The 25791-nt window shown below is 46.2% G+C and carries 21 protein-coding genes and 1 pseudogene; 11 read left to right on the forward strand and 11 right to left on the reverse strand.

Going from position 1 to position 25791, the window contains the following annotated elements; genetic code table 11:
* Positions 1-514 precede the first annotated feature (514 nt).
* Entirely contained in the window at positions 515-694 is a 180-nt protein-coding gene (rpmF, locus tag H6F77_RS01535) for a 50S ribosomal protein L32 (RefSeq protein WP_190484679.1), read from the reverse strand.
* A gap of 92 nt (positions 695-786) precedes the next feature.
* Complete coding sequence (locus H6F77_RS01540) at positions 787-1731, reverse strand: polyadenylate binding domain-containing protein (RefSeq protein WP_190484682.1); 945 nt, start codon at positions 1729-1731, stop codon at positions 787-789.
* 506 nt (positions 1732-2237) lie between these two features.
* Between H6F77_RS01540 and H6F77_RS01545 the strand changes: the two genes are divergently transcribed.
* The gene (locus tag H6F77_RS01545) at positions 2238-4169 is read left to right on the forward strand and encodes a caspase family protein (RefSeq protein ID WP_190484684.1); all 1932 of its coding nucleotides are present in this window, start codon (positions 2238-2240) and stop codon (positions 4167-4169) included.
* 60 nt (positions 4170-4229) lie between these two features.
* Here H6F77_RS01545 and H6F77_RS01550 read toward each other — a convergent pair whose 3' ends face one another.
* The 3 genes and pseudogenes from H6F77_RS01550 to ybiA form a co-directional block, all read right to left on the reverse strand.
* Positions 4230-7625 (reverse strand): GAF domain-containing sensor histidine kinase, encoded by a 3396-nt coding sequence (locus H6F77_RS01550; protein WP_190484687.1) that lies wholly within the window; start codon positions 7623-7625, stop codon positions 4230-4232.
* A gap of 388 nt (positions 7626-8013) precedes the next feature.
* Positions 8014-9078 (reverse strand): annotated as a pseudogene (locus H6F77_RS01555) (ISKra4 family transposase).
* A gap of 288 nt (positions 9079-9366) precedes the next feature.
* A complete protein-coding gene (gene ybiA, locus H6F77_RS01565) occupies positions 9367-9825 on the reverse strand; it encodes a riboflavin biosynthesis intermediates N-glycosidase (RefSeq protein WP_190484692.1) in 459 nt (152 codons plus the stop codon).
* Positions 9826-10033: 208 nt separating this feature from the next.
* Between ybiA and H6F77_RS01570 the strand changes: the two genes are divergently transcribed.
* From H6F77_RS01570 to H6F77_RS01580, 3 genes are all read left to right on the forward strand, one after another.
* Positions 10034-10648, forward strand: a complete 615-nt coding sequence (locus H6F77_RS01570) for a DUF4129 domain-containing protein (RefSeq protein ID WP_190484694.1) — start codon at positions 10034-10036, stop codon at positions 10646-10648.
* A 114-nt stretch (positions 10649-10762) separates the two neighbouring features.
* Positions 10763-11983 (forward strand): DUF4350 domain-containing protein, encoded by a 1221-nt coding sequence (locus H6F77_RS01575; RefSeq protein ID WP_190484696.1) that lies wholly within the window; start codon positions 10763-10765, stop codon positions 11981-11983.
* Between the two features lie 120 nt (positions 11984-12103).
* The gene (locus H6F77_RS01580; RefSeq protein WP_190484698.1) at positions 12104-13054 is read left to right on the forward strand and encodes an AAA family ATPase; all 951 of its coding nucleotides are present in this window, start codon (positions 12104-12106) and stop codon (positions 13052-13054) included.
* Between the two features lie 209 nt (positions 13055-13263).
* Here H6F77_RS01580 and H6F77_RS28180 read toward each other — a convergent pair whose 3' ends face one another.
* Positions 13264-13386 carry a hypothetical protein gene (locus H6F77_RS28180; protein WP_255515679.1) on the reverse strand — a complete coding sequence of 41 codons (123 nt, stop codon included), beginning with the start codon at positions 13384-13386 and terminating at the stop codon, positions 13264-13266.
* Positions 13387-13494: 108 nt separating this feature from the next.
* Here H6F77_RS28180 and H6F77_RS01585 point away from each other — a divergent pair, with 108 nt between their 5' ends.
* From H6F77_RS01585 to H6F77_RS01595, 3 genes are all read left to right on the forward strand, one after another.
* Positions 13495-14580 (forward strand): class I SAM-dependent methyltransferase, encoded by a 1086-nt coding sequence (locus tag H6F77_RS01585; RefSeq protein WP_190484699.1) that lies wholly within the window; start codon positions 13495-13497, stop codon positions 14578-14580.
* A 119-nt stretch (positions 14581-14699) separates the two neighbouring features.
* The gene (locus H6F77_RS01590) at positions 14700-16049 is read left to right on the forward strand and encodes a DUF58 domain-containing protein (protein WP_190484701.1); all 1350 of its coding nucleotides are present in this window, start codon (positions 14700-14702) and stop codon (positions 16047-16049) included.
* Positions 16050-16630: 581 nt separating this feature from the next.
* Complete coding sequence (locus tag H6F77_RS01595; protein ID WP_190484703.1) at positions 16631-17056, forward strand: glycerophosphoryl diester phosphodiesterase membrane domain-containing protein; 426 nt, start codon at positions 16631-16633, stop codon at positions 17054-17056.
* A gap of 5 nt (positions 17057-17061) precedes the next feature.
* Here the strand turns inward: H6F77_RS01595 and H6F77_RS01600 are convergent, their stop codons facing one another.
* Positions 17062-18027 (reverse strand): stage II sporulation protein M, encoded by a 966-nt coding sequence (locus H6F77_RS01600; protein WP_190484705.1) that lies wholly within the window; start codon positions 18025-18027, stop codon positions 17062-17064.
* An 80-nt stretch (positions 18028-18107) separates the two neighbouring features.
* Between H6F77_RS01600 and H6F77_RS01605 the strand changes: the two genes are divergently transcribed.
* Together H6F77_RS01605 and H6F77_RS01610 are read left to right on the forward strand one after the other, a co-directional pair.
* Positions 18108-18947 carry a DUF975 domain-containing protein gene (locus tag H6F77_RS01605; RefSeq protein ID WP_190484707.1) on the forward strand — a complete coding sequence of 280 codons (840 nt, stop codon included), beginning with the start codon at positions 18108-18110 and terminating at the stop codon, positions 18945-18947.
* A 151-nt stretch (positions 18948-19098) separates the two neighbouring features.
* Positions 19099-19899, forward strand: a complete 801-nt coding sequence (locus H6F77_RS01610) for an RDD family protein (RefSeq protein WP_190484710.1) — start codon at positions 19099-19101, stop codon at positions 19897-19899.
* Positions 19900-19988: 89 nt separating this feature from the next.
* Here H6F77_RS01610 and H6F77_RS01615 read toward each other — a convergent pair whose 3' ends face one another.
* A complete protein-coding gene (locus H6F77_RS01615) occupies positions 19989-21119 on the reverse strand; it encodes a geranylgeranyl reductase family protein (protein WP_190484712.1) in 1131 nt (376 codons plus the stop codon).
* Positions 21120-21540: 421 nt separating this feature from the next.
* On the opposite strand from H6F77_RS01615, the gene H6F77_RS01620 reads away from it, so the two are divergent.
* Positions 21541-21720 carry a family 2 glycosyl transferase gene (locus H6F77_RS01620; RefSeq protein ID WP_190484713.1) on the forward strand — a complete coding sequence of 60 codons (180 nt, stop codon included), beginning with the start codon at positions 21541-21543 and terminating at the stop codon, positions 21718-21720.
* A 111-nt stretch (positions 21721-21831) separates the two neighbouring features.
* Here the strand turns inward: H6F77_RS01620 and frr are convergent, their stop codons facing one another.
* The 3 genes from frr to H6F77_RS01635 form a co-directional block, all read right to left on the reverse strand.
* Positions 21832-22380, reverse strand: a complete 549-nt coding sequence (gene frr, locus H6F77_RS01625) for a ribosome recycling factor (protein WP_190484715.1) — start codon at positions 22378-22380, stop codon at positions 21832-21834.
* Positions 22381-22545: 165 nt separating this feature from the next.
* Positions 22546-23280, reverse strand: coding sequence for a UMP kinase (pyrH, locus tag H6F77_RS01630; RefSeq protein WP_190484717.1), 735 nt, complete (start codon positions 23278-23280; stop codon positions 22546-22548).
* 158 nt (positions 23281-23438) lie between these two features.
* Complete coding sequence (locus H6F77_RS01635; protein ID WP_375335909.1) at positions 23439-23984, reverse strand: thioredoxin family protein; 546 nt, start codon at positions 23982-23984, stop codon at positions 23439-23441.
* Between the two features lie 795 nt (positions 23985-24779).
* On the opposite strand from H6F77_RS01635, the gene H6F77_RS01640 reads away from it, so the two are divergent.
* Positions 24780-25679, forward strand: a complete 900-nt coding sequence (locus H6F77_RS01640; protein WP_190484721.1) for an alpha/beta fold hydrolase — start codon at positions 24780-24782, stop codon at positions 25677-25679.
* Positions 25680-25791: the final 112 nt, after the last annotated feature.

Below are 25791 nucleotides of genomic sequence, written 5' to 3' on the forward strand. Positions count from 1 at the left end.
TGGTTTCCGATTAAGAATCGAGTCAGAAAATCCCTTGGAACTATCGAAGATTTCCGTGAACGAGTAGATACAGCCGTTCGCCTAACGTCCTAACCTATACTTCGGCTGCTATATTGATAATACTTAAGCATAAAATTTTCTACTTATGCTTACACTGCCTTGGCACAATCAAGCAATTGCAGCCGATGTAGGCGATCGCTCAGAGCTGGTGAAACCAGCTCGCTCTAAAATAATTTGCTTGTAGCAATAACCCAGAAATTATAGATATAGATTATTTGATATCGATTCGGCTCAACCAGCAATAGCAACAGGCTTGCAGGCTGAAGCCGAAACACTTAGGATACCGATGTCTGGATGGTTAGGCACTAAATCGAGCCGCTGCTAATTCTGAGTTGCGTTCAAACGGTTAATATTGAACCCCCCCCTTAATTAAGAGGGGAAGGAAGGGTTCTGGTGCGTCTGAATAGAACGGGATTATAAAACCAAGGCAAGATTAAGCAGCGCTCCGCCCATCTTACTCAGACTCTTCTTCCTCTTCAGTTTCAGAAGGATATACAAAGCTCTTAGCACGCCCGCTTAAAATAGACTTGCCCAGCGAGAGAGCTTTTTGAGCTTCAACCGCAGCCTTGCGCTTCCAGTTAGCTTTACGCTGATCGCGTTTGGATTTTGATGTTTTCTTCTTAGGAACAGCCATGATAGTCAGTTAGGCGATTTTTGACAATCCTTTTATTGTATGCCATTCGCTAAGTGGTTAGGCCGAAAATATGACTTCTACGGTAATGGGCTTTAACGACTGCTCGAAGGTAACGTATTGCTTGTCCCAGGTAGCTGGGCAGGTTGTTGACCTGCCGGAGGAGAACTTCCCTGGCCTGGAGATTGCTGACCTGCCGGAGGAGAACTTCCCTGGCCTGGAGATTGCTGGCCTGCCGGAGGAGAACTTCCCTGGCCTGGAGATTGCTGACCTGCCGGAGGAGAAGTCTGGCCTGGGCTAGCGTTACCAGGCTGCTGACCAGGGTTAGCATTACCGTTACCAGGCTGCTGGCCAGGGTTAGCATTACCGTTACCAGGTTGCTGACCAGGGTTAGCATTACCGGGTGGCAAATTTGGAAGAGTATTGCCCGATGGCTGAGGAAGGGGGGCCACTGGGACAAGTGGTTCAGCCCCGCGATTGCGGGCTGGCGCTTGTCCTGGCGGAGGCGTTGTTGTGGCGGGCGGCTGCGCTGGAGCGGTTGGAGTTGCAGGCTGGCCACCGGGGGACGCAATGGTTTCCTCAAACTTAAGTAAAGATTTAGCATTGGGGAAGTATTTTGCCCAGCTTTGGGGGTCGGGGCGACTTCTCCAAGCTTGCCGACTGACTTGCAAAGCCATTATCGGGGCGATCGCGCCCTCCTGATTTTGTGCAAGTACGGTTACAGCAACATCGGTTACTAATATGTCTCGGTCGAAGCTGCGCTGTGCTGCTGCTCTGGCGATCGCCTCTGCCCGACGCAGCATGGTTTCATATGATTCACCAGGCTGACGGTTTATAGCAACATTTGACCTCGCGGTATAGGCTGTGGCTATATTCGGTGCGATCGCGCTTTCTATAACCCAAGAGACTCCTCCCAAACCCAGGACAGCCACTAAACTCGCAGGCGCTATGCGTGAAATTGCTGCTCTGGACATCAGCCTTGCCGCCTGCAAACCAATAGCTAACATTCGCTGGAAATTTGTTGAATTAGATTCCCGCATGGTGGCAACTTGCTCCCTGGTTACAGCCTGTAATTACCAGATTTTTAATATTTATTATCCAAGACTTAGGCATTTTGCTTTAGGCTGACACCAGGAAATCGTTTTTTCTACAACAGACGCTATTTGCCGCGCCCTTTTTAGAAAATACGCGATTTTGCTTGCCTTTGAGACAGGAGTAAATACAATCCCTAATACTAAAATTAGCCTTGATGTAAAGCCAAAATGCTTTATTCCTATTATGCTTAAAGATAATCTTCCTTCCGAGGGATTAAATCACCCTAATGGCGGAAAATATCCTTAAACTGTAGACTGATTTTGGCTACGAGAAACTCGCTTTTAACCAAAATTGGGCAGTGGCAACAGCGAGTGCTATCCACTTTGGCTTGTAGATGGTATTTTGGTGACACATGCTAAAAGCGTGAGGCGCTTTAGCTATGAGGCGAGCATAGTGAATTAACAACTTGCCACCAAGCTAAGAACTCTGTATTGACAGATGGACACCGATTATGGCTAACCAGGCTTGCATTGCAATTGGCATAAATCAATATCAGTTTTTCCAGCCTTTGGGCTATGCCCAAGCAGATGCACAGGCGGTGTGGCAGTTTCTAGTTGAAGAAGCTGGCTGGCCGCAGGATCGGTGTCTGCTGTTAACAGACACATCACCACCAACGGGCGCTCGCTCAACAATACCCACCAAGGAAAACATTTTGGGTGTTGTTGAGAATTTTGCCTATGAGTCGGTCATTGCGGGAGATTTGCTCTGGGTATTTTTCAGCGGCTACGGGGTGACTCTCGAAGGAGAGGATTACTTAATGCCCATAGATGGCAACCCAGCCTCTATTCCGGAAACAGGGATACCAGTGCGATCGCTGTTTGAGCCGCTCAAAGATCGAGGCGCGTCACCAGTGTTGGTGTTTCTAGATATAAACCGCAGCCAAAGCGCTCAAGTGGGTGTGGCGGTTGGGGCGCAGACAGTAGATTTGGCGACCAAGCTAGGAATTAGCACCATCCTTTCGTGTCAACTAGACCAGTTTTCCCACGAGGCTGCCTCTCTGGGGCACGGATTGTTTACAGTGGGACTGCTAGAAGCGCTGCGCGAAAATTCACAAATCACTCTGGCAAGTCTAGAAAGAGCGCTGCGCGATCGCGTGCCGAGTTTAAGCGAACACCACTGGCAACCCATTCAAACCCCTTTGATCGTGGCATCTTCCCCAGAAGCCAGCGAACAGCTTATTTTGTACCCTCCTCACAACATAGAAGAGGTTAACAACGGGGAAAATCCTTTCATTTACCAAGCAGATGCCGTCGGTGATAGTGCGGCTGGTGCAAACAACTCTCATATATCGTCGGTGCTAATCGCCGAGGCACCGCAGACATCAAACAGGACGATTGCAGTGACCAACGGACAACAACCAACCAACCCCAACAACCAGAGTGGCGAGACAGAACCCAAGCCCCCGGCATCGGTTCCCCCAGCCGCCGAGACAAAGCCCGCACCAGAAACCGATGACACCCCGACTTGGACAGAGACGTTAGTTTGGGCCGGGGGTGCGGCGCTGTTAATACTGTTGATGATCGGTGGAGTATTTCTTCGCAACCAGGAAGCCTTTATCGGCGGGTTGAAGCCGCAACCAGGGGCAAATCGGACAGCAGTAAATAAGGCATCAACAACTACCGCTAAGGAAGATAAAAAGCCCCAAGCGTCAAGCGAGGCAAAAAAACCAACTAAGCAGGTAGGGGCATCAACGCTTCAGGCAGTAAAACCTTCCAAACAAACGACTACAAAAGCAACGTCCGTAGCATCAAAACCCCCAGCAGCACAAAATAAGGCTGCGGGACAGGCAAACAAATCCGCGTTGGATAAGGCAAGAAGTCTGATAAAACCAAACCAGGCATCTGGTTACAGTCAGGCGATCGTTATTGCCCAAAAAATTCCCTCTAAAGACCCCCAGTACAACCAGGCAAAGAAGGAAATTGATGGCTGGAGTCAGAAGATTCTGGATATAGCCAATGCGCGTGCCAAACAGGGTAATTACACAGAAGCTGTTAGTGCTGCCCAACTGGTTCCCACAAATGTGAACGTTAGTGGAAAAGCTAAAGACGCGATTCAAGATTGGAAAGAGCAAGCCAATCAGCAGCGGACAAACCAAACCGTCTTGCGGGCAGCAAAAGGGTTAATTCGCCCCAACCAGGCTTCTTCTTACAGCGATGCGATCGCTACCGCTAGTAAAATCCAGCAAGGTGAAGCGGGTTATGGAGAAGCCCAGAAGGTAATGGGCGAATGGAGCAAAACAATTTATCAGCTTGCCCAGTCTCGCGCCTCTAAGGGTCAATTTAAGGAAGCAATTCAAACGGCATCCTTAGTCCCAGAAAACACAACGTCGTATCAGGAATCGCAAAAAGCGATCGCGCTTTGGAAAGGAAAAACTAAAAAGTAACAGTTAGGAAGTAGTAAATATGACCGCTGAATTCATACTTACTACTTCCTAATTCAGCATTTAACTAATAGGAATCTCAATCAAAAATTCAGTCCCCTTACCCGGTTCGGAAATACACTTGAACGAACCGCCATGTTTTTCGACTACAATCTGATAGCTGATTGACAGCCCCAAACCCGTTCCCTTGCCTATAGGCTTGGTAGTGAAAAACGGGTCAAAAATTTGCCTTTTCACCGCTTCAGGCATACCACCACCATTATCAGCAATTTGAATCACGGCATAAGAGGAGTGAGTTAATTGCGGCGAGGTCGCGATCGCCCCAGCCTCACCCCTAACATGAGTACGGATGGTTATTTGACTGGGGGAATCGGCAATTTCTTCGGACTTTAACGTAGCTCCTCCGCAGGAAGCTCGCTCTTCATCCCGTTGCTCAAGCGCATCAATCGCGTTGCTAATGACGTTCATAAATACCTGATTCAACTGTCCGGCATAGCACTCCACTGGAGGCAAATCGCTATATTCTTTAACTACAGCGATTCCTGGAGAGTTTGACTTCCCTTTCAGGCGATGTTGCAATATCAACAGAGTACTGTCTAACCCCTCGTGGATGTCTACAGGCTTCCTTTCTGCTTGGTCTAGGCGAGAAAAATTACGCAACGACAGCACGAGTTGACGGATGCGGTCAGCTCCCACTTTCATTGATACCAGGAGCTTGGGTAAATCCTCAGCAAGAAACTCTAAATCAATCGTATCGGCAAGCTCGGCAATCTCAGGATATGGATTGGGATAATGGCGCTGGTAAAGTTGCAGCAGTTCGAGCAAATCTTGGGCGTATTGACCCGCGTAGGAGAGATTGCCATAAATGAAATTGACCGGGTTGTTAATTTCGTGGGCAACGCCAGCTACTAACTGCCCCAAACTGGACATTTTTTCTGTCTGAATCAGTTTGGCTTGGGTTTGCTTTAGATCCTCCAAGGCATTAGCGAGTTGTTCTGCTTGCTGCTGGGTTTGTGTAAGTAATTCCGCTTGCTGAATGGCGACGCCCAACTGAGTGGCAATTTGGGTGGCGAAATCAATTTCCGTTTCCTCCCAGTGTCGCGGCGCACAACATTGGTGAACGCACAGCAAACCCCAAAGACAGTCACCTTTTAGCAGCGGCATCACCAGGTTAGCGCGGATTTGAAATTTCTCTAAAAGCTGGATGTGACAATCGCTCAAGCCTGCGTTGTAGATGTCAGCAACCGCCTGAATCCGGCCTTTATGATAGTCGGGGGCATACCTCTCGCCAAAACAATGGTCGTGAATTTTCACAGCTAACATCGAGTTAAAGCCAACTCTGACATCTTCAGAAACCAACTCACCATCATCGTATCCACAGTCAGGATAGAAGCGAAATATCCCTACACGATCGGCACCCAAAAGTTGCCGCAATTCAGTAGCCGTGGCTGTGAAGATGGTATCGATGTTAAGGGATTCGCGGATTTTGCTAACGACGCTAAACAAAGCTTTCTGCTGTTTCCAGGCACGCTCTAGCTGGCTGGCTCTTTCCTTTTCCTCCGCTTCAGCAAGTCGGCTTTGTTTGTACAGTTCGGCTTGCTGAATTGCGATCGCTGCTTGAGCCGCCAGTTGTTGCAGTAAATCAATTTCAAAAGCCTGCCAAACCCTGGTCGCCCGACACTCATGGGCAACAAGCAGCCCCCATAGTTCCGAACCCATCCTAATCGGTACGATCAGGTTGGCTTGCACTTGCATATTCTCTAAAAACTCTTGATGACAGGGGGTAAGACCTGCCCAAGATACATCGTTAATTACCCGCACTCTGCCTTGGCTGTACTGTACGGCATACTCGTCTGGAAAGCAGTCCTCTGGCTCTGTCAAGCCTAAAACTGATAGCCAGTTGCCATTTACGGCTTCAACAACTACCTTGCCGTGCCATTTTTTGGTGAACTGGTAAATTATCACCCGATCTGTGTTTAGCAGTTTGCGGACTTCTTGCACGATGGTTTGCAGGATTGTTTGCAAGTCCAGCGTGCTGCGAATTTGGTCTAGTACCTTGCTTAACAACCTGGCCAACTGCAAAGACTGTTGCAACTGGGCGGTGCGGTCTTGGACTTGACGCTCTAGGCTTGTATTGAGCAGATCGACCTGTTCGTAAAGCTGATGTTGTTGAATGGCCATCGAGAAGTTATTGCCAAGAGCTTTAGCCTGTTCGATTTCTTCCCTTATCCACTCAATGCTCTGGCCTTTTTTGAGATGCTGCCATGCCTCAAAAGAGTTACGGGGTTGCAGTTGTCGCCGATCGGGATCGATGCGTCCAGCCCACAAAGTTTCTGTTTCAATTTCATCGCGAAAAACACTTAGAAATCCAATAAAGTGTTGGCGATAGAGCAAGGGTACAACCAGTAACCCCCGAATCTGTGTAGATCGAAACTCTGCGGCTATAACTCGCAGTAATGGTTCTTTATATAAATCGGCGATCGCCTTGATGCTATTGCCGTCAGTTTCGCTTGGCTTAAAGTATTGCTGCCATATGGGGTTCTCTTCTATATGGGAATTTCTCTCGGGATTAGCTAATACTGGTTGAGCGCCCCAGGTGAAAAGTGTTGCCGCTCGGCTCGCGCCGCTAGGCGCTAGATAAAGTCTGCCACCCGAACCTTTAAAGGCGGCGACTGTTTCGCCTAGAGCTTCTTCGAGTTGCATTGTTGGCAGAGTATGCAGCAGCGTAGCTACTCGATTAATGGTGGCTTCGCGTTGAGCTTGTTCGCGGGCTTGCTTGAGTAGATTTGACTGCGCGATCGCTATTGATACTTGATCTGCAACTAGCTGGACGATTTGCACTTCTCGTTCCGAAACGGCTCGTTGTTGCGCGTGGTGAGACACCAATAGCCCCCACAGTTCCGATGTGGTTTGGGGATTAGGGTTTGTTGATTGAGTAACTTCTAAGTTACCCGTTGCCTCTTTGCTACTGGGGTTATGCACAATTGGCACTACCAAGGAAGATTGCACGCCCATTGCTGTTAAATATTCAACATGGCATGAATCTACAGACCGATAGTTGATAGTTTGCTCGTTAGCTAAAATTTCCCCAGAACCCTGCCAATCCAGCACTGAGAAACCAATTTGGCCGCCTGAAACATCCACAATAGAACGCAGACCAGCAGTTAGGTACAGTTCGCGAATGCGGAGGGGGATGTCATCGGCTGGAAAATTTAGCCCCTTCAGCGACGGTAAGCGCTTGCCATAAATTGATTCAGCAATCACTTCTCCGCTGGCATCGGCATTAAATCTATAGACCATAACCCGATCTGTTCCCAGCAACGAGCGGACTTCTGCAACGGTTGCTGTCAAAATTTCTTGCAATTCTAAAGATTGACGAATCCGGTTAGTGATTCTGTGTAGCAATCCTTCTTGGTCTAGGTCTGGCTGTTTTTCTTGTTTGTTATCCGTAGAATTCATTCCCTTTATCCACCGCACTTATGTATTCAATATGAATGTTTCGTGTTATCCGTCTATTCTCCGCTTAAAAGATGTTTCCGTACATTCGTGAAAATATGCAATCTTTTAAAAATTTAACTCTTATTGGAGCTTTTAATAATCATTCTTAGTATAAAATCCTTTAATACCCACCGTACACAATCAATCAGTAATGGACAATTATTTACTGGTTGACAAGACAAAAAATAGCCTTGCACAAGGTTAATTAAATTAAATTTAAGATGTCAGGAGGAGGAAAATCTAGCTGTACTATCTACAATCTAGTTTACTAAAAATAAAAACCAATTGTCCAAAAGGGGGATCGCATAGAAGGTAAAGCTGTCGGGAGCATCCCAATTTGGCTAAAACATCAAATAGCTAGCATTCCATTAAGGTAAGCACAACGCACAGAAAGCACTTGATTAACATTTTTAGCTTTCCACTGTGCCCCAGTTATCTTCATCCGAGTGCCGAGAAGTTTGATAGCAGATTCTACCGCGCCTGATCCCACAGAACAGATTTGCTCGGCTTGACAATAGCTGTAGTTGACAATTCTCAAGCGGTGTCGCTCAAGATAGGTACAGAAATTCTTTGCCTGCTTACCCAAGCAATGGGTAAACAAAGCCTGGGCTGCCTCTACTTGCCCTTGCCACAATAAAGTTTCGGCTTTTTTGAGCCGTTTGACGGAACCACCAACTTTGTAGAGATTTTCTTTGAGATGAAACCAGTCTAAAATTTCCCACCTTTGGTTGGCGAGCGCAAATTCTTTAATTAAATTCCATACTCCATCATGGCCGTCTCCTAAACATACGAGTGGGTTGACTAGCGGCTGGCTATTAACGTAATCAATCAATGATTGGTTCGAGTCAAAAAATGCACCATAATAAATGCCTTGTAAACGCACAGCTTTGTAGTCTCGCCAATAACTACCTTCAGTAGGCTTTCCCCGTAGTCTCACTTTTCCCCCGTCCACGCTTACTTCTGATACAGCTTGAAGTGCTTGTGGCAGGGGCAAATCTTGCCGCAGCACCAGCCTCTGTTGAGTCGAATGACCCACTTTGACCCCCGTCAACGCCTCTATTTCGACTTCTGCATTTTGGTATGACTCGTTTGCAGATAGTCGTAGACAACACTTCTCCAACAAAGGACTGAGTTGATTATGTGACTTCAACCCTAATCTTTGTGCCTGCGATCGCTCTCAGCTTCAGTACCCCCACACAGCTTTTTACTTTTCGGACTTTTCCTGTTTTAGTTCCCGTTGCTTGTTCGATAAAAAAAGGGCAATTTCGGGGCTAACCTTTTCTAACATTTGGGCTCGGACTGTTTTTTCAATGCTTTCTAGGTCGGTCAGCGTACTTTTGTCAGTCTGTTCATATAGCAACGTCGCGAGTTCTTTTAGGCAAGCTTTTAGACGTGCTTGTTTTTCAGGAATCATATTTTACACGCTCGGCTTGAGTATTCTCTTAGATTCTCTCAAGAATTGGTATATTTGCCTGCATTGGGATGCTCCCAAGCTGTCTAGGCGGGGGTTAGGGTCTATAATACGCTCAAAATCAGGCAAGGGCGATCGCATTTGCTAAAAACCCAATATCACAAAATAAATGATTTTGTATGTATTTATAATTATCACCTTCTAGGTGTATAACCCAAAGAAAAGCCTGTTGCGTAATTGCCTGCGCTAGCAACCCACGATGCAGGTAGCGCATGGAACTAAAACAAAACTCTAATTTTTACTCAGGTGTTCGCGGATTTGTTGACGGACGCTCATTAGAATTTGGCCTAGCTGATTTCGGCCAGTTTTATCTACGCCACAGCCCCAGTAGTAATCAGTAGGGGAGTCCTCCACAATCTCGCGATCGCCCGTGCTGATGAGAATGGCTTGAATGTCTTTGTGGGTGAGAAACTTGATGAGAACTGCTTCTTGCATGATCGGGGCTTTTACCTGTTCCCAGTCGGGACGGATAATCTTTGTGCAATCGCGTCCCAGTGCGGCGGCTTCTTGGGGAGTTTTGGCTCTAGCGATCGCGGCGCTTAAAGCTTCATCCGGACTTCCCACAAATTTTTGCGCTTGATAGTAATGCTCCACCGTCTGCCAGTCTTTACCCCCAAGGCAAATTCCGTGAGGAGAAAAGTTGGAAAAACAGCCGTAGGGATCGTTTACTTTGTAGAAGTAGATTGTCATCTAGGTAGCGAGTATGATGGCGGGAGTGGAGCAGGCAAGTAGGCGGCGTGGCTGTGGGCTGAATTTAATAGTTTATACTTCATAGTTCATACTGATACTTTTCGCTAAATCAAAAGTCAAGAATCGGGCGGCTCAATTCGCATATCGCTCCGCCTTCGAGCCAAACCTTTAGAAGTGATCAAGCTAAGAACTCAACACGCAATACTTTATGTCAGCAGATGCATTTGAAAAAACTAACCTCGGTTGGCAGGTGCAGCAACTCCAGCAGCAGTTAGGGGAGTGGATGGAACTGACGTTCTCTCCAACGCAACGCAAAGGCTGGGATAAATCCCCGTTTTCCTGGTTAGATAATTTGTCATTGCCCGACTGGTTGCCCAAAGTCTTCTTGTGGTTAGCGATCGGGTTGTTGGTAGCCTGGATCGCTTGGCAGCTGTGGCAAGCATGGGGTTATTCTCTGAGTTCTTTTCGCTTAAGACAGAGAAATTCTGCCTCAAAACCAAGGCAAGAGGCAGCTATTGAGCGATCGCTGTCAGATTGGCTGCGCCTCGCTCAGGATTTTTATCGACAGGGAAACTACCGCGAAGCTTGTAGAGCAATTTATATGGCTATGTTACAGCGCTTAAATGACACTGGAATTGCCCCGCACGAACCCAGCCGCACCGATGGCGAGTATCTCCAAATAACCCAGCAATTTCCCCCAGAGATATCGTATCAAACTTTACTTACAGTTCACGAGCAGCTTTGTTTTGGCAATGCCGAAATATCGTCGGTAGATTTCGATCGGTGTCAGCAGGCATATAACGAAATTGATAGTAATGAATAAACAAGAAATTGCCCATTGTTAATCATTAGTTAAAAGCTATAAATTATAGGCTATAGATACGCGAATAACTATCTATTAATACTTTTTAATACTTATTAACTGGCGATAAAAATTATGAAAAAGCGTTGGTTGTGGCTGGGGGCGATCGCCCTGTGCGCGATAATTTTAATCACCATAGTGGCGGCTCCTAGTGGCAGCAGAATCACTAGGGGTTCTACTTACAGCCGCTCTCCCGACGGATATGGCGCTTGGTATGCCTTCATGGAAAAGCAAGGGACACCCGTTAAACGCTGGCAAAAGCCATTTAAGGATTTACCAGGAGTTACCAGCCAGCAAAGAACAACGGCTGTGGAACAGGGTAGCAATCCCAAATCCAACATCCAAAACCCAAAACTCAACTATCCCATTACCCTATTGCGCGTCAACAGTCAGCTGAGTAAGCAAGGGCTTAATAGCAACGAGGAAGAATGGATAAAGCAAGGCAATACTATGGTGATTTTGGGAGTTTTGCAACCCGTCACCAAAGCAGCATTTAGCACCCAGATGGAAGGGCTGGGTTATACAGACAGTATTAAAAACCTGCAACAAACATCCCAGTCTTACGGTACGGTAAAAATTGATACGCGGCGACGGCGGGCTAAATTACCAGAGGGTGAAAAACGCAATTTAGGCGATCGCTTCGGCGCTGTCGTATGGGAACAACAACTAGGTAAAGGGCGAGCAATCTACGCCACAACACCCTATCTTGCCGCCAATGCCTATCAGGATGAGCCAGGTAACTACAAATTTCTAGCCCAGCTAGTTACCCAAACTGGAAAATCGGTCTGGGTTGATGAATATATACACGGCTATAGAGATCAAAAAAACCGCCCGTATAGAAATCGCCAAGGCAAACTGGTGGAACAAGAAGAAAATTGGCTAGCTTACTTAAGCCAAACCCCCCTCGGTAGCCTGCTGGTGCAAGCAGGTGTTATCCTGCTGGTGCTAATTTGGGCTAGCAATCGACGATTTGGACCAGCGCAGACCCAAACAGCGATCGCTGTTGACAACAGCGAAGCATACATTCAAGCCCTCGCAGGCGTCTTGCAAAAAGCCAACAGCAGCGAATTTGTTTTAGAGGTAGTAGGCAAACAAGAACAGCTAGAACTGCAAAAGGCATTAGGACTGGGCACAGCACCAGTTGACGACCAGACGCTAATAAACGCTTGGGTACAGCAAAACGGACGCCCAGCAGCCGAATTGGAGCAAGTACTGCAACTACAATCTAAAAAGCGCCGAATTAGTAACCAAAGCTTGCTAACCTGGTTGGATAAATGGCAAAAAGTCCGCAGTTAGCGATCGCTAGTCTTTAGTCACGCTTGATGATTCATGGTTCATAGCAAGCAAAAATAAGCAACGGACAAAAGGCAAAGTACAACCAACAATGAACAATGAACAAATAAAAATAACAAAATTATGACCGAAGCTAACGATATATTGAATCGACTGGGGCAAGCTCTCAACCGAGTTGTCGTCGGTCAAGCCACTCTAGTACAGCAGCTATTGGTTGCATTGCTGGCTGGCGGTCATGTAATTTTGGAGGGCGTTCCGGGAACGGGAAAAACTCTCACAGTCAAAGTTTTAGCGCAGCTAGTGCAGGCAGAGTTTAGACGGGTTCAGCTAACACCGGATATTTTGCCATCTGATATTATCGGTACTAATATTTTCGACTTGAATACTCGCCAGTTTACGCTCAAAAAAGGCCCTATATTTACTCAAGTGTTGCTGGCTGATGAAATTAATCGGACACCGCCTAAAACTCAGTCCGCCCTACTCGAAGCGATGGAGGAACAGCAGGTAACGCTCGATGGCGAGAGCCTGCCTTTATCGCCACTATTTTGGGTTATTGCTACGCAAAACCCTCTGGAATTTGAGGGTACTTATCCTCTACCAGAAGCTCAGTTAGACAGGTTTTTATTCAAGCTAATTGTTGATTATCCTGACCCTGCTGCTGAAAAGCAAATGTTGCTCAATCGTCAAAGCGGATTTCAAGCAAAACGCGGGGATTTAGGGCGTCTTAAACCAATGGCGACAGTTGAGCAAATTTTGCAGGCTCGTCAGGAAGTCAGTGCTGTGGCGCTGTCAGATGCAGTACTGGATTATTTATTAGCTTTAGTGCAGCGCAGTCGCAAACATCCCGATCTCGCTTTGGGTGCATCTCCCCGTTCAGCTGTTGCTTGGCTGCAAACAAGCAAGGCTCATGCATGGCTGAATGGCAAAAATTATGTAACGCCAGATGATGTTAAGGCTGTGGCGCCTCCCTTGCTACGTCATCGACTAATCCTGAAACCTGAAGCACAGCTAGATGGTTTGCAGATTGAAAGTGTTATTTCCTCATTACTGAATCAAGTGCCAGTGCCAAGGTAATAGGAAATAAGGGGAGAGTTAGGAGTTGGAAGTTAAGAATTGCCTGAAAAATGGTTGGTCATACTAAATAGGTGATTGAAAATTTGTTTTGAACAGAAAACTACCCTGTTATCAACACAAATTTCCTCACTTTAAAGGCATTTTTAATAAATCTTTATTTATAGTATTGTTAACAGTGTTTATAAAGATACTTATAAATAATCCCCCCGCTAAAGATTTGGCCGATATGCCTTTGCAGTTGCACTACCAGCACCAGCATTATCGAAAAATGTAAATGGTAGAATGATGGCGATCGCGCAGCGGCGGAAATAGTCCAAACTAGCATTTGTCACACAAAAATCACATCAGGGGTTTTATATCCTGGAAAATGAAAGGAATCGAGCCAGGAAACCGGAAGCACCGTTGAATTATCCAGCAAAATAGGAAGAAATAGTTTACCCATGAGCGAGCAACTGGAGTTGAAAACACCCGCAAATACTAGCCTACCGTTGATAACAGAGCGATCGCTCGTAAATCAGATTATGGAAGCGCGGCTCAATACGCGCATATTTCCTCGCGGGGAAATAATCATGCCTTGCGTGCCAGCTTTTCTGGAAAATTACGTCCAGCGGTTGGAAAAGTTATTTGATTCTTTAGGCAAAAGATTTACACCAGAAGAAATGACCCATCTGCGGGGTATCTTAGAACCTAAACTGCAACAGGGCTTTGCACTTAGCCCGCATTCAAATATAGTATTTCGCTATGAGCCAAATAAACCCCCTGCGTTAGGCATTTCTTACAACGTAGGCGTAGCAACTTCTTCAGTTGCCGATCAGTACAATAGTTGGGTAGAAACTAGAGAACCCCCCTTATTTGGCAGTCATCCAGATGCTAAAGTTATGGACGTTGCAGCCAAAATAGAGGGAAGCCCTGCGAAGGTAAAGATTTTAGACGTGGGCGCAGGAACGGGCAGAAACACGCTACCACTCGCGAGATTGGGTTATAAACTTGAGGTGTTAGAACTTACCCCTGCCTTTGTTGAGCAATTGCAAAAGGCAGCAGAGGAAGAGAATTTAACAGTGAAAGCCATGCAAGGAGATATTTTAGATCCTTTAGTGCGGCTGCGCCCATCTAATTATCAATTAGTGATTTGTGTAGAAGTCGTTGCATCTCATTTTAGAGATGCGGATCAGCTGCGATTGTTGCTAGCAAAAATGTGCGATTACCTCTGCAAAGGGGGGTTATTCTTGTTCAGCGCATTTATAGCAGTTGATGGATACGATCCAGATCAAATTGTGAGAGAAATGTCACAAATAGTCTGGTCTACAATATTTACAAATGCGGAGTTAAACTCGGCGCTGGAGGATCTGCCGCTAGAGCTGATATCAAACGAGTCAGTGTTTGATTACGAACGCGATCGCCTCCCCCAAGAAGCATGGCCTCCGACTGGGTGGTTTAATAACTGGGCAAAAGGTCGAGATTTATTCCCGATTGAGAACGGAGAACCACCAATGGAATTGCGCTGGATACTCTGCAAGCGCGTTTAAAAATTAAGGGGGTTGGCAATTCCTTACGCCGATAAGCGGTTGAGCAAATAAATGAGTTTAATCAATCGGCGTAACCCTCGCTCAATTTAGCAATCTAAAATCTAAAATCTAAAATCGTAATGGTTCCCTCCAGACGAGCTTATTTACTATTATTGCTAGGGATGGCGATCGCAATAGCCTTAGCAGATATTTGGAGCGTGTCGATAGCCATTATCGCCACTTTGCTATTTGATGTCGCCATATTAGGATTGATGTTTGTCGATGGGTTACGCAGTCGCCAACAGCGCGTCGCCATCAGCCGCAATCCTCTGGGGCGATTGTCGATAGGGCGAGAAAATCCAGTCTCGATATTGGTGGAATCGGGAAACCACCCAGCGCAAATTAAAATCCGCGACTACTACCCATCTGATTTTTGGACACCAAGCGAGGGAACCCACCAAGCTTCCTTACCTGCAAACAGCACTAAAGAATTAACTTATACGGTCTGTCCCATCCAGAGGGGCGAGTTTTCATGGGGCGATATTCAAGTACGGCAACTCAGCCCTTGGGGCTTGGCTTGGGATGACTGGAAAGTGCCATCGAGTAATAAAGTTGCAGTTTATCCAGACTTATTGGCACTGCGACAATTGTCCATTCGGCTGACCTTGCAAAACAGCGGTAGCATACGCCAAGCACGACGTATGGGAATCGGCACCGAGTTTGCCGAAATGCGAGAATATCGCATGGGTGACGACCCCCGCTTTATTGATTGGAAAGCCACTGCCCGCAGATGGGGCGCAACACCAGCAGCCTCGCTACAAGTGCGCGTGTTAGAGCCAGAACAAGAGCAAACTTTGATTATTTTGCTCGACAGAGGGCGTCTGATGACATCGCGAGTGCAGGGGTTGAAGCGTTTTGATTGGGGTCTGAATGCTACTCTCTCCCTCGCACTAGCTGGGTTGAATCGCGGCGATAAGGTGGGTGTCGGTGTCTTTGACCGCGAAGTAACAACCTGGATTCCCCCTGAACGCGGTCAACATCATTTGGGCAAACTTATTGACCGACTTACGCCTATTCAGCCAGTGCTGTTAGAGCCAGATTATGTCGGTGCTGTGACTAAGCTAGTGACCCAGCAAACTCGTCGCGCCCTAGTGGTGGTGATTACGGATATTGTGGATAGCACCGCCTCAGCCGAACTCCTAGCGGCACTGGCGAGGCTGACGCCACGCTATTTACCTTTTTGTGTCACCTTGCGCGATCCCCTCGTTGACCAACAGGCTCACACTACTTTGGAATCACCCCTTAAAAATGAGGGCGGGATCGAAGCTGCATACAGCCGTGCTGTTGCGTTAGATTTACTAGCCCAGCGCCAGGTTGCCTTTGCCCAGCTTAAGCAAAAAGGCGTTTTGGTATTGGATGCACCCGCAAATCAGATTAGCGAACAGATTGTAGACAGATATCTGCGACTGAAGGCTCGAAATCAGCTATAGCATTCCTATTTGATTTGTGGAAAACAAAACCGCAGAGGATACAGAGAATACAGAGAAAGAGAAGATAGAATTTTCCAACTCCTGAACGGACTGCTACATTAAATAGCGGCTAGTTGACTTTAGATCAATTGCCATCAATCAAGATAACTTTGCCTATGTCTCGGAATTTTGGTTCTCACACTTTGAGGCAGTCCTTCAATAGCCGTAATGTGGTTAATGCTGGAGTGAAGCTGTATTTTTCTCATTTTAAGTTGTATTCTAATCTGAGTTTAAGAGCGTGTTTGTGGGGGCTTATTCCCATTTACGGCTGGGGGAAATTTACTGCTATCTCTGCACTGATATCACGCTTGGCATTCTGTAAATTAGTAAATCAGCCCGAAAGTGTCCAAGCTGCCTATCGTTATATAAATTCCCGAAGTCGGGAATTTTTAATTTTGGGCAACCTATTAACTATGATTTTAGGTTTATGCTTGTTTAGCCTATTTATATCCATAGTAGGTATTTTAGTAATTTTAGGAATTGTAATTATAACTATCGAGTTAAGGAGAGCGCCAAACATATTAATAACAGTAACTATTGTTGTGATAACTATTGTAGCGGCAATCATTTTTGCTGTTTTGGGTTGGATTACCTTACGGCTTTTTATTGGCGACTTACCGTTGGCAATAGAAAAAAATATCACTTTAAGAGAAGCGGTTAGCCGCAGTTGGCAGTTAACAAAGGGATATCTAGGCCATATTCAAGCGATCCAAGCGCTTTATATATTAGTCCTAGTACCTTTACTCATGCTTACTACAACCATCAGTATCGTACTTTTCTACCCTTTAGTAAGAATTTTACCTGTGTCTCTTTACTTCTTTATTCCTTGGGTAGCAGGGATAAGTACGGGATTTTTGATAGGCGTAATTGCAATACCGCCCTGGCAAGCGATAAAAGCGGTTTTCTACTATGAAGTCCGCAATTACAAGGAGGGATTAGGTTTGGAGTTGCGCGATCGCGAGCGATAATTGACCTATTTGGTAGCGTTGGGTCGCTGACGGCTGCAATACATCAGTAGAGCAGTAAACAATCCAATCCCAACTGCGTACTTTAATAGGTCTGGAATCGCGCGACTGGGTGAGAAAAAGCCTTCAATAATACCTGCAATTATCAACATTGGCACAATCCCAAATACGAGTTGTGATGCCTGTGCGCCATAAAAGCGCAACGCATCTGCGCGGCGGTATTTACCGGGTAAGAGAATAGCTCTAGCAATTAGCAAACCCGCACCGCCAGCAAAGAAGATTGCTGGTAATTCTAGAGAACCGTGAGGAAAAACAAAAGCCCAGAAGGGATAAGCAAGATTATTTTGACCGACGAGAGTAGCGATCGCGCCGATACTCAGCCCGTTATATACCAATATAAAAGTAGTATATGCCCCAGCTGTTATTCCCCCAGCAACAGCAGCAAAAGACACCGACAAATTATTAGTCATAATCTGGGACGATGCCAGCGGTTCAACACCCACAATCGACCCCATCCATAATTTACGATCGTCTCGCACCATTTTAATTAGGCTTTCCGGTACGAGCAGCGACATAAAGGCAGGATCTTGCCAAGAATACCACCAAGCAACAAGGCATCCTATTAGGAACAGCGTTGTCGCAACGGCAATATACACCCATGACTGCTGTACGGTGGAAGGAAAATCCCAGAGGTAGAAATCTGCCACCTGCCGCCATTCTTGTCGCCGCGAACCTTGGTAAATTTGGTTATAGCAGCGAGATGTGAGAATTTGCAGCTCTTGCACTATGGTATTGCCCACCTGCTGAGTCCGCGCCCGTGCTAGATCTGCGGAGACAGAACGATATAAACTGGCTAATTCTTTTAGTTCGGAAGCTTTTAGAGACTTAAGCCCTGTTTTTTCAACTTGCCTTAACAGCGCATCAAGACGTTTCCAGTTGGGTTCCCGCCGTGCAATCCAACGTTGAATATTCATAAAATTTTCCCGGGACTATGCCCAGCGTAACTTAAGATAGCGTCAACTCCATCCACCTCATCACCAGGAAAATTTTACTCATGTCTCAGAGTTCTATACGACCCCTCAGTGTCGGTAATGTAGTTAGTGCTAGCATTCGGCTTTATCGCTCTCATCTCAAAAGTTATTTTCAGCTGGCTCTAACTGCCCATTTTTGGCTCTTAGTGCCTGTCTATGGCTGGGCTAAATTCTCTGCTATTTCTGCACTAATATCGCGTTTGGTATTCGCCGAATTGGTCGATCAACCCGAAAGTGAAAGTACCGCTCGCACTCATGTGAATTCCAGAATGTGGGATTTCTTCGTTGCAGGTATCTTAGTATCTTTGATAATTGGCGGTGCTTTTTTTGGTTCCTACTTAGCTCTCATTATTCTTGGTCTTTTAGCAGCGGTAATTGTAAGTGCAGTGGGCCAGCAGACTCCAGTAGTATTAACACTTGTAGGTTTGTTAGCAATTGCTGGGTTGATTGCTTTAATTATTGGTATAATCCGGCTCTACTCGCGCTTGGCGATCGCTGAAGTGCCTTTGGCGATAGAAAACAATGTAACTGCAACGTCAACTATTAGCCGGAGCTGGGATTTAACTAAAGGATCTGTAGGGCGCCTTCAATTGATAGTATTCGTAGCGTTTTTGATCTCACTGCCTCTACAAATTGTCGTTTATGTTATCACAAATGCACTTCCGTTGGCTTTTCCGAAACTTATCGAACAATCTCCTATTTTCTCAATTATCTTTTTTGTGCTTGTAATAACTCTGAATTTTGCTAGCGGTGCAGCAATAATGCCATTTTGGCAAGCTATTAAGGCTGTTATCTACTATGACCTCCGCAGTCGTCGGGAAGGGTTAGGCTTAAAATTGCGCGATCGCAACGATATGGTGTAAAGATATTTAGTTGTTAGTTGTGGTTTGCCCGCAATATTTACACTACTAACAACTACAATAAAAAATATCTGATATACCAAAATTTTAATAACCAAAACTTAATCCGCGAGGTTAGCGGTGTCCCTACAAATTCAAAAACCCCGATTGTGCCATGCACTTTTTTAATCGAGTCACGCTACAAACTCCAGAAAGTGTAGAACTAGAGTTTCTACTGGCAGGTATTGGCAATCGCGCTTATGCCTTGTTGATTGATTATCTTATTTTGGGTTTTACCTCAATTGCATTTTTGATTGTCAGAGCAATGTTTTATGCACCATTGCTAGATTTATCAACTGGAATATTTGGCGATGAAAAAGTTGCAGAACTTTGGTTGCAGGCGATCGCTATATTAATAACGTTCTTTATCTACACGGGTTACTTTGTATTTTTTGAGGTGTTGTGGCAGGGGCAAACACCGGGCAAACGCTATGCTAAAATTCGCGTAATTCGCGACGACGGACGGCGAGTAAGCATCCAACAAGCGACGCTGCGATCGCTACTTCGACCGATTGATGACACCTTTGGTACTTTCTTAATAGGCTCCTTGTTAATTATGTTGGGCAAGCGGGAAAAGCGACTGGGAGATATGGTGGCGGGAACCCTTGTTGTTCAAGAAGAATATATGGTTGCCGCCGCAACTTTCCCAATTTCTTCACAAGCTCAAGAGTTGGCTGCCCAGTTGCCACAAATCGCCAACATACCACAGTTGCTACCCGATGACTTTGCTACAGTTCGCGAGTATTTGCAACGACGGACAGCAATGGAACCCAAAGCAAAAGCTGATTTGAGTCTCAATCTGGCTCGTCAAGTTAGAGAAATTATTTCCCTCGAAAAGCTACCAGCAGGTTTGACGCCCGATATCTTTTTAGAAGCGGTATATCTCGCCTACCAGCAGCAATCATCCGCCTCTTGAACGTTAGATTTTAGATTTTAGATTGCCAAGCTAAAATCTAAAATCGTCCATGTGGAAAAACTCCCACAGAGCAAAATACAAAATTATCTTTAGCCTCTACCAGGTATTAAACCACTGCTGAGGCGCTTGAGGGCGTAGCTGACCGCCTCTGAGTAACGCATTTCACCACAGAGGATCTTGGCCATAGTTACGCTGGCGGTTGGTATTTTGACACCAGCTTTGTAGCCAATTTTGGGAAACTGGTAGAACGCTCCGGCTAAGCGTTGTGCCCACTTCATGTCAGTGCCCCACTCTTCGGTCATCACTTTGGTGTATTTTTCCAGAGCATTTTTATCGCCACCAAGAGCAGCCGCGATCGCTTCTGACGCCTTCAATCCGCTAAACATCGAAGGACGAATCCCCTCAGCGGTCATAGGATCGACCACGCAGGCAGCTTCTCCCGCTAAAACCGCATTTTGCGTATGCAGCTTTTGATCCCCGTCCCACAAGCAAAGAGGATGCCCGTACTGCTTGCTGGCATTTACATCAATGCCAAACATCTGCCCGTACTCGCTCAGAATGCTCTTAAAATCTTGGGGTTCTCCACCTCGGAACGTACCCACGCCGATGGAATACCCATCAGCTTTGGGGAAGTTCCAGATGTAGCCATTTTTGACCATGCCAAACTCAAAGTAGATTTTCGGGTCGGTATTAGCTGGTGCTGGTGTTTCTACTTCTAATGCTCCCGCCAGACGCCTTTTGCGTTCCTTAAATCCCAGCCACTTGGCCATTGGCCCCTTAGCACCGTCGGCGGCAATTATATAACGACCTTCTACCGGGCCGTTAGCTGTATTTACTTGCCAGCGATCGCTCTTGAACTCAATCCCTGTAACTTCTGTGTTGTCTCGCAGTTCAGCTCCCTGTTTCTGGGCTTGCTGGATGAGAAAGTGGTCGAAAATATCTCGCCGCACCATCCATATCGGCTCTATTTCTTGGAGTTGCACGTCTACTGGATCTTCCATCTTCCAGGTGTAGCGAAGCGAGTTTACTTTGACTGATATAGCTGGGGAAAAGTCAAAATCGAACCACTCTTGCACAGCTGGAGACACCCCACCGCCACACGGTTTGTAGCGAGGCAGGGATTCTTTTTCCAGAACTAAAACCGAGTGCCCCCGCTTGGCTAGATGATAGGCGGCAGTTCCGCCTGCTGGGCCAGCACCGACAATAATGCAGTCAAACATAGTGTTAACTTTTGCTCCTGTACTCACTTGAAATTTCAGCTGACAGACGTTGAGTTGACATCCTTTAGATTAGTTTTACTCGTTTCGAGCTTAGTTGCAAAGATAACAAGCAAACTATGTCCGCAATTACCCTTAGTCAAAAAAGTATCTATATTCTTGCTTTCAGGCTATCTTGGCCTTGCCCAGAGACTTGCAGCTTTATATAATCTTTAATTTTAAAAATTTTCTCCGTAGTTTCAACAATGCTAACTGCTACATTTTCCGCTTTAGATTGCCCAACTTAGCAATTCCCAGAGTTATTTAATTCCTCAGTTACACTGAGTACAAAGCTTAGGTGAAAATTTTAGGATAGTTTATGAAAGCTTCATAAAGTTACTCGCTGCTAATTCTGTACTTGTACCGCTTTGACGAGGCTAAAATTATGAGTTGGGAAGTACGCATCCAATACTCCAACGGCACTGAGCAGGTTCTGCGTTCGTGCAAAAATAGGGAAACAGCCCTGCGGTACATAGATGCGCTGTACTCGCAGGGCTATCCCCTTCACGTTGCTTTTATTGTCTGTCCCATCGTCTCAGATTACCCATCGCTCCAGCTTGTCTAAATAATTTTAGATTGAAGAATTGGCGATGGAAGAAATTGACTCAAAGATTGTCTGCGAACTGAGACTATTGAATCAAAAAAAGCTTTAGTGCGATTTTTTATCCAAAATTCTTTAGACAGTGGTGATATCTTTCTCTTTTTCAGCAAGCAATTGGTCAATTTTGGCAATCGACTTGTCAGTTAGCTTCTGAACTTTATCCTGTAGATCTCGTGCTTCATCCTCAGCAACTTCGCCGCTCTTTTCCTGTTTGCGAATAGCATCAACAGCATCGCGGCGGATATTGCGGATGGCTACGCGACCTTCCTCAGCCAACTTCCCAGCGGTTTTCACAAATTCTTTGCGACGTTCGCTCGTGAGGGGGGGAATGTTTAACCTTATGGTAGAACCGTCGTTACTGGGGGTTAAGCCGATATCTGACAAGGAAATCGCTTTCTCTATTAGGTTGATGCTTTTGCGATCAAACGGTTGAATTGCGATCGTACTGGCGTCAGGCGTATTAATGCTGGCTAGAGACTTCAGAGCGGTCGGGCTACCATAGTATTCCACCATCACCCGGTCTAGCAGGCTAGAATTTGCTCTACCTGTGCGAATGGTATTAAAAGACCTTTGAGTTGCCTCAATTGTCTTTTGCATTTGACTTTCAACTTCAGCTATTTTCACAACAAAACCTCCCACTGAAATTGCCCTACAGAGGGCAAAACAGACTTTAGACTTTAGACAGTCAATAGAACATATTGCATCTTTTGTCCGCAGTCCACAGTCCGCAGTTTATAGCCTCTAGCCTATAGTTTATGTCTATAGTCTATAGTCTCTTGCTGAATCGGACTAGACAGCGCCCTGCCCTTTAGGCGTGGCATTGCTGACAAGTGTTCCGATAGGTTCTCCCATCACGGCTCGGCGGATGTTACCCCGCACCGAGAGGTCAAATACAATAATCGGAATACTATTATCTTTGCACAATGCGATCGCGGTGCTGTCCATCACTCGCAAATCGTGGGCTAAGACGTGCCCGTAGGTTAGGCTTTGGTAGCGTATGGCTTGGGGATTCAAAACCGGATCTGAATCATAAACGCCATCCACCTTTGTCGCCTTGAAAACCACATCTGCACTAATTTCAGCAGCTCGCAGGGCTGCTGTAGTGTCCGTAGTAAAGAAGGGATTTCCAGATCCCGCTCCAAAAACTACCACCCGTCCTTTTTCCAGGTGCCGAATAGCGCGACGCCGGATGTAAGGCTCCGCAACTTCCTGCATGGCGATCGCAGTTTGTACGCGAGTTGGTACTCCGATTTGTTCTAGGGCATCCTGCAAAGTGATGGCATTCATCACCGTAGCAATCATCCCCACATAATCGGCTGTTGCCCTGTCCATCCCCGCCGACGCCGCTTTGACGCCGCGAAAGATATTCCCGCCACCCACTACTATCGCCACCTGAACGCCACTGGCGACCACTTCTGATACTTCAGTCGCAATTTCCTGAACGGTTACTGGATCGATTCCGTATCCAAGGTTGCCCATTAAGGCTTCACCGCTCAGCTTTAGTAAAATCCTCCGGTAGGTCATGCAGCGCCGATTCTATTAACTCCAATTGCCTCCCATTAAAGATAGCAGTCAAGAGGACAACTGTCTCTATTGACTGTGCTGCTATTACTACTCTGCCGCACCACAATGAGTAAGTCTGCGATCGCTTGCCTTTTGCCTACTTGTAAAAATTAAACGTTCTATTGCCGCCACTTGAGAGAACCGCCAATTGTCTCAGTCGCTCTTGGCGTAACTGCACTACCCTCCATCAATGAGGCGATCGCTTCTCGCAAATATCTATCCTTGACGGCTTCTGGATCTTGGGCATTATCATCAATTCCACCCCTGTAAAGGAGAATGCCCTGATTGTCGATTAGAAATGCCTCTGGTGTCTTCTGGGCACCAAAGCAGAAAGCAACATCCTGCGTAGGGTCCCAAAGGTAGGGAAAATTCAGATGTTCTTGCGTCGCGAACTTCTTCATATTCTCAAAGCTGTCTTCGGGATACTGCGAAGCATCGTTGGAGTTGATACCAATCACGGTAAACCCCCGATCGTGAAACTCTGCTTGAATCTGTTTGAGTCTGTCTAAATATAACCGCACGTAGGAGCAGTGATTGCACATAAATACCACTGCCACACACCGACATGTTTCTAAGTAACGAGATAGATGGTGAACTGAATCATCTATCGCTGGCAGTTCAAAATCCGGAGCATAACTGCCAAGGGGAGTACCAGTCTTTTCCATGAGACTCATTTTGCTTGCCTTACCGTAAATAACAACCCCGAATGGGATACAGCCGAACTGCCATTGCCAATGCCGCGACTCAATTGCGCCCAGCAAACGCTATATAACCTATAAGTTTATAGACTAATTTAGCTCCAGTGAATTCTGAAATGACCTAATCTGAATCTGGTACTGGTGCCAGTTATATTACATCACAGCCAATGACTTGATTGATTTAAAGACTTGATGAAAAAATTGGTGGTGTTCCAGTATCCTGACTTCTAATATCAATATGGCCGCGATCGCGTCTTAGTAAATGCTTAAAAAACTTTTTTGTGCGGATGGCGCAGCATTTTTAAAGCGCTAATCGAGCCATTTCTTTTATTTGACCTTTATACCTGAGTATAATTACGGTTATTCACGCTAATACCCCAGTCTAGCTCCTCATCTTAATATTTGACCTGGTAGGAAGCGTTGAAAATCGCATCTGGCTAATTTTAGCAACCGCACCGCTAATTTGTTGGAGTCTGGCCGAGAATCTGTCAAATCACCACCGAGAAAGTTTTGTAATCAACCACTAAATCAGCTCCCAGATATGGCTTTACAGAAACATAAGTTTGTGACAGTAGACCATAAACAGTAAACAAAGTTACAGCATTGCAGCACTTAACCCGATCCTGACACAACCTCGCGCTAACTTCCACATCAGAAGAGCAATCTGGCAATTGGAGGATTAGCGATCGCGTCTGGGTGTTACAAAATTATAAGAACTAGACAAAGCACCTGAAGCGCACCGAACCTAACGCACTTTCTCCCATGACCATCTCAGCTTCCACGACCATCACAACACAGACTTGGATATGGCAAGGTTTCCCCATATGCTACCAAACTCAAGGCGATGGGGGGCCAGCAGTTGTCCTCGTGCATGGCTTTGGAGCCTCTTGGGGGCACTGGCGTCAGAACATCCCCGTACTAGCCGAACATTGCCGCGTCTATGCCATAGACTTGATTGGCTTTGGCGGTTCAGCCAAACCCACGCCAGGGGAAAAAATTTCCTATACCTTTGAAACCTGGGGACAGCAACTTGCTGATTTTTGCCGAGAAGTAGTTGGTAGTCCAGTTTATTTAATTGGCAATTCTATAGGCTGTATCGTGGCAATGCAGGCAGCCGTCGATCATCCAGATATTGTTGTGGGGCTTGCCCTGATAAATTGTTCCCTACGACTGCTACACGATCGCAAACGTGCCCAGCTACCCTGGTATCGCAGCATGGGCGCACCAATAGTTCAAAAACTGCTATCGGTAAAGTGGATTGGCAAACTGTTTTTTAGTCAACTTGCCAAGCCTAAAGTAGTGCGTAAGGTTCTCCTGCAAGCGTACAAACATCCAGAGGCAGTTACAGATGAATTGGTGGATATGCTGATGGCTCCGGCATTTGATGAAGGTGCTGTGGATGTGTTTGTCGCTTTCACCCGCTATTCCCAAGGGCCTCTGCCTGAAGACTTACTGCCTCTTCTGCCCTGCCCTACTATTATTCTGTGGGGAACGGAAGATCCGTGGGAGCCTATTGCCCTTGGTCGAGAGTTTGCGAATTACCCCAAAGTTGAAAAGTTTATTCCCATAGAAGGCGTGGGGCATTGTCCCCAAGATGAAGCGCCTGAGTTAGTCAATCCGATTTTACTTGAGTGGATTTTGGAGCGATCGCGTGGTGAGTAATACCATTTCACTTTAAATGTGATACACATAGTTGAGGAAGTGTTATCTTGAAATCTGTCCATGTCAGGTGTAGTAAAAATTAACATTACGGAAGACGCTGAAACTCTTCAGC

Source organism: Microcoleus sp. FACHB-831, from assembly GCF_014695585.1.
In the GTDB taxonomy this organism is placed as follows: domain Bacteria; phylum Cyanobacteriota; class Cyanobacteriia; order Cyanobacteriales; family FACHB-T130; genus FACHB-831.

Excerpts from the sequence above, each read along its gene's own strand:
- rpmF (WP_190484679.1), bottom strand. The coding sequence starts at position 694 with ATGGCTGTTCCTAAGAAGAAAACATCAAAATCCAAACGCGATCAGCGT.
- H6F77_RS01540 (WP_190484682.1), bottom strand. The coding sequence starts at position 1,731 with ATGCGGGAATCTAATTCAACAAATTTCCAGCGAATGTTAGCTATTGGT.
- H6F77_RS01545 (WP_190484684.1), top strand. The coding sequence starts at position 2,238 with ATGGCTAACCAGGCTTGCATTGCAATTGGCATAAATCAATATCAGTTT.
- H6F77_RS01550 (WP_190484687.1), bottom strand. The coding sequence starts at position 7,625 with ATGAATTCTACGGATAACAAACAAGAAAAACAGCCAGACCTAGACCAA.
- ybiA (WP_190484692.1), bottom strand. The coding sequence starts at position 9,825 with ATGACAATCTACTTCTACAAAGTAAACGATCCCTACGGCTGTTTTTCC.
- H6F77_RS01570 (WP_190484694.1), top strand. The coding sequence starts at position 10,034 with ATGTCAGCAGATGCATTTGAAAAAACTAACCTCGGTTGGCAGGTGCAG.
- H6F77_RS01575 (WP_190484696.1), top strand. The coding sequence starts at position 10,763 with ATGAAAAAGCGTTGGTTGTGGCTGGGGGCGATCGCCCTGTGCGCGATA.
- H6F77_RS01580 (WP_190484698.1), top strand. The coding sequence starts at position 12,104 with ATGACCGAAGCTAACGATATATTGAATCGACTGGGGCAAGCTCTCAAC.
- H6F77_RS01585 (WP_190484699.1), top strand. The coding sequence starts at position 13,495 with ATGAGCGAGCAACTGGAGTTGAAAACACCCGCAAATACTAGCCTACCG.
- H6F77_RS01590 (WP_190484701.1), top strand. The coding sequence starts at position 14,700 with ATGGTTCCCTCCAGACGAGCTTATTTACTATTATTGCTAGGGATGGCG.
- H6F77_RS01600 (WP_190484705.1), bottom strand. The coding sequence starts at position 18,027 with ATGAATATTCAACGTTGGATTGCACGGCGGGAACCCAACTGGAAACGT.
- H6F77_RS01605 (WP_190484707.1), top strand. The coding sequence starts at position 18,108 with ATGTCTCAGAGTTCTATACGACCCCTCAGTGTCGGTAATGTAGTTAGT.
- H6F77_RS01610 (WP_190484710.1), top strand. The coding sequence starts at position 19,099 with ATGCACTTTTTTAATCGAGTCACGCTACAAACTCCAGAAAGTGTAGAA.
- H6F77_RS01615 (WP_190484712.1), bottom strand. The coding sequence starts at position 21,119 with ATGTTTGACTGCATTATTGTCGGTGCTGGCCCAGCAGGCGGAACTGCC.
- H6F77_RS01620 (WP_190484713.1), top strand. The coding sequence starts at position 21,541 with ATGAGTTGGGAAGTACGCATCCAATACTCCAACGGCACTGAGCAGGTT.
- pyrH (WP_190484717.1), bottom strand. The coding sequence starts at position 23,280 with ATGACCTACCGGAGGATTTTACTAAAGCTGAGCGGTGAAGCCTTAATG.
- H6F77_RS01635 (WP_375335909.1), bottom strand. The coding sequence starts at position 23,984 with ATGGAAAAGACTGGTACTCCCCTTGGCAGTTATGCTCCGGATTTTGAA.
- H6F77_RS01640 (WP_190484721.1), top strand. The coding sequence starts at position 24,780 with ATGACCATCTCAGCTTCCACGACCATCACAACACAGACTTGGATATGG.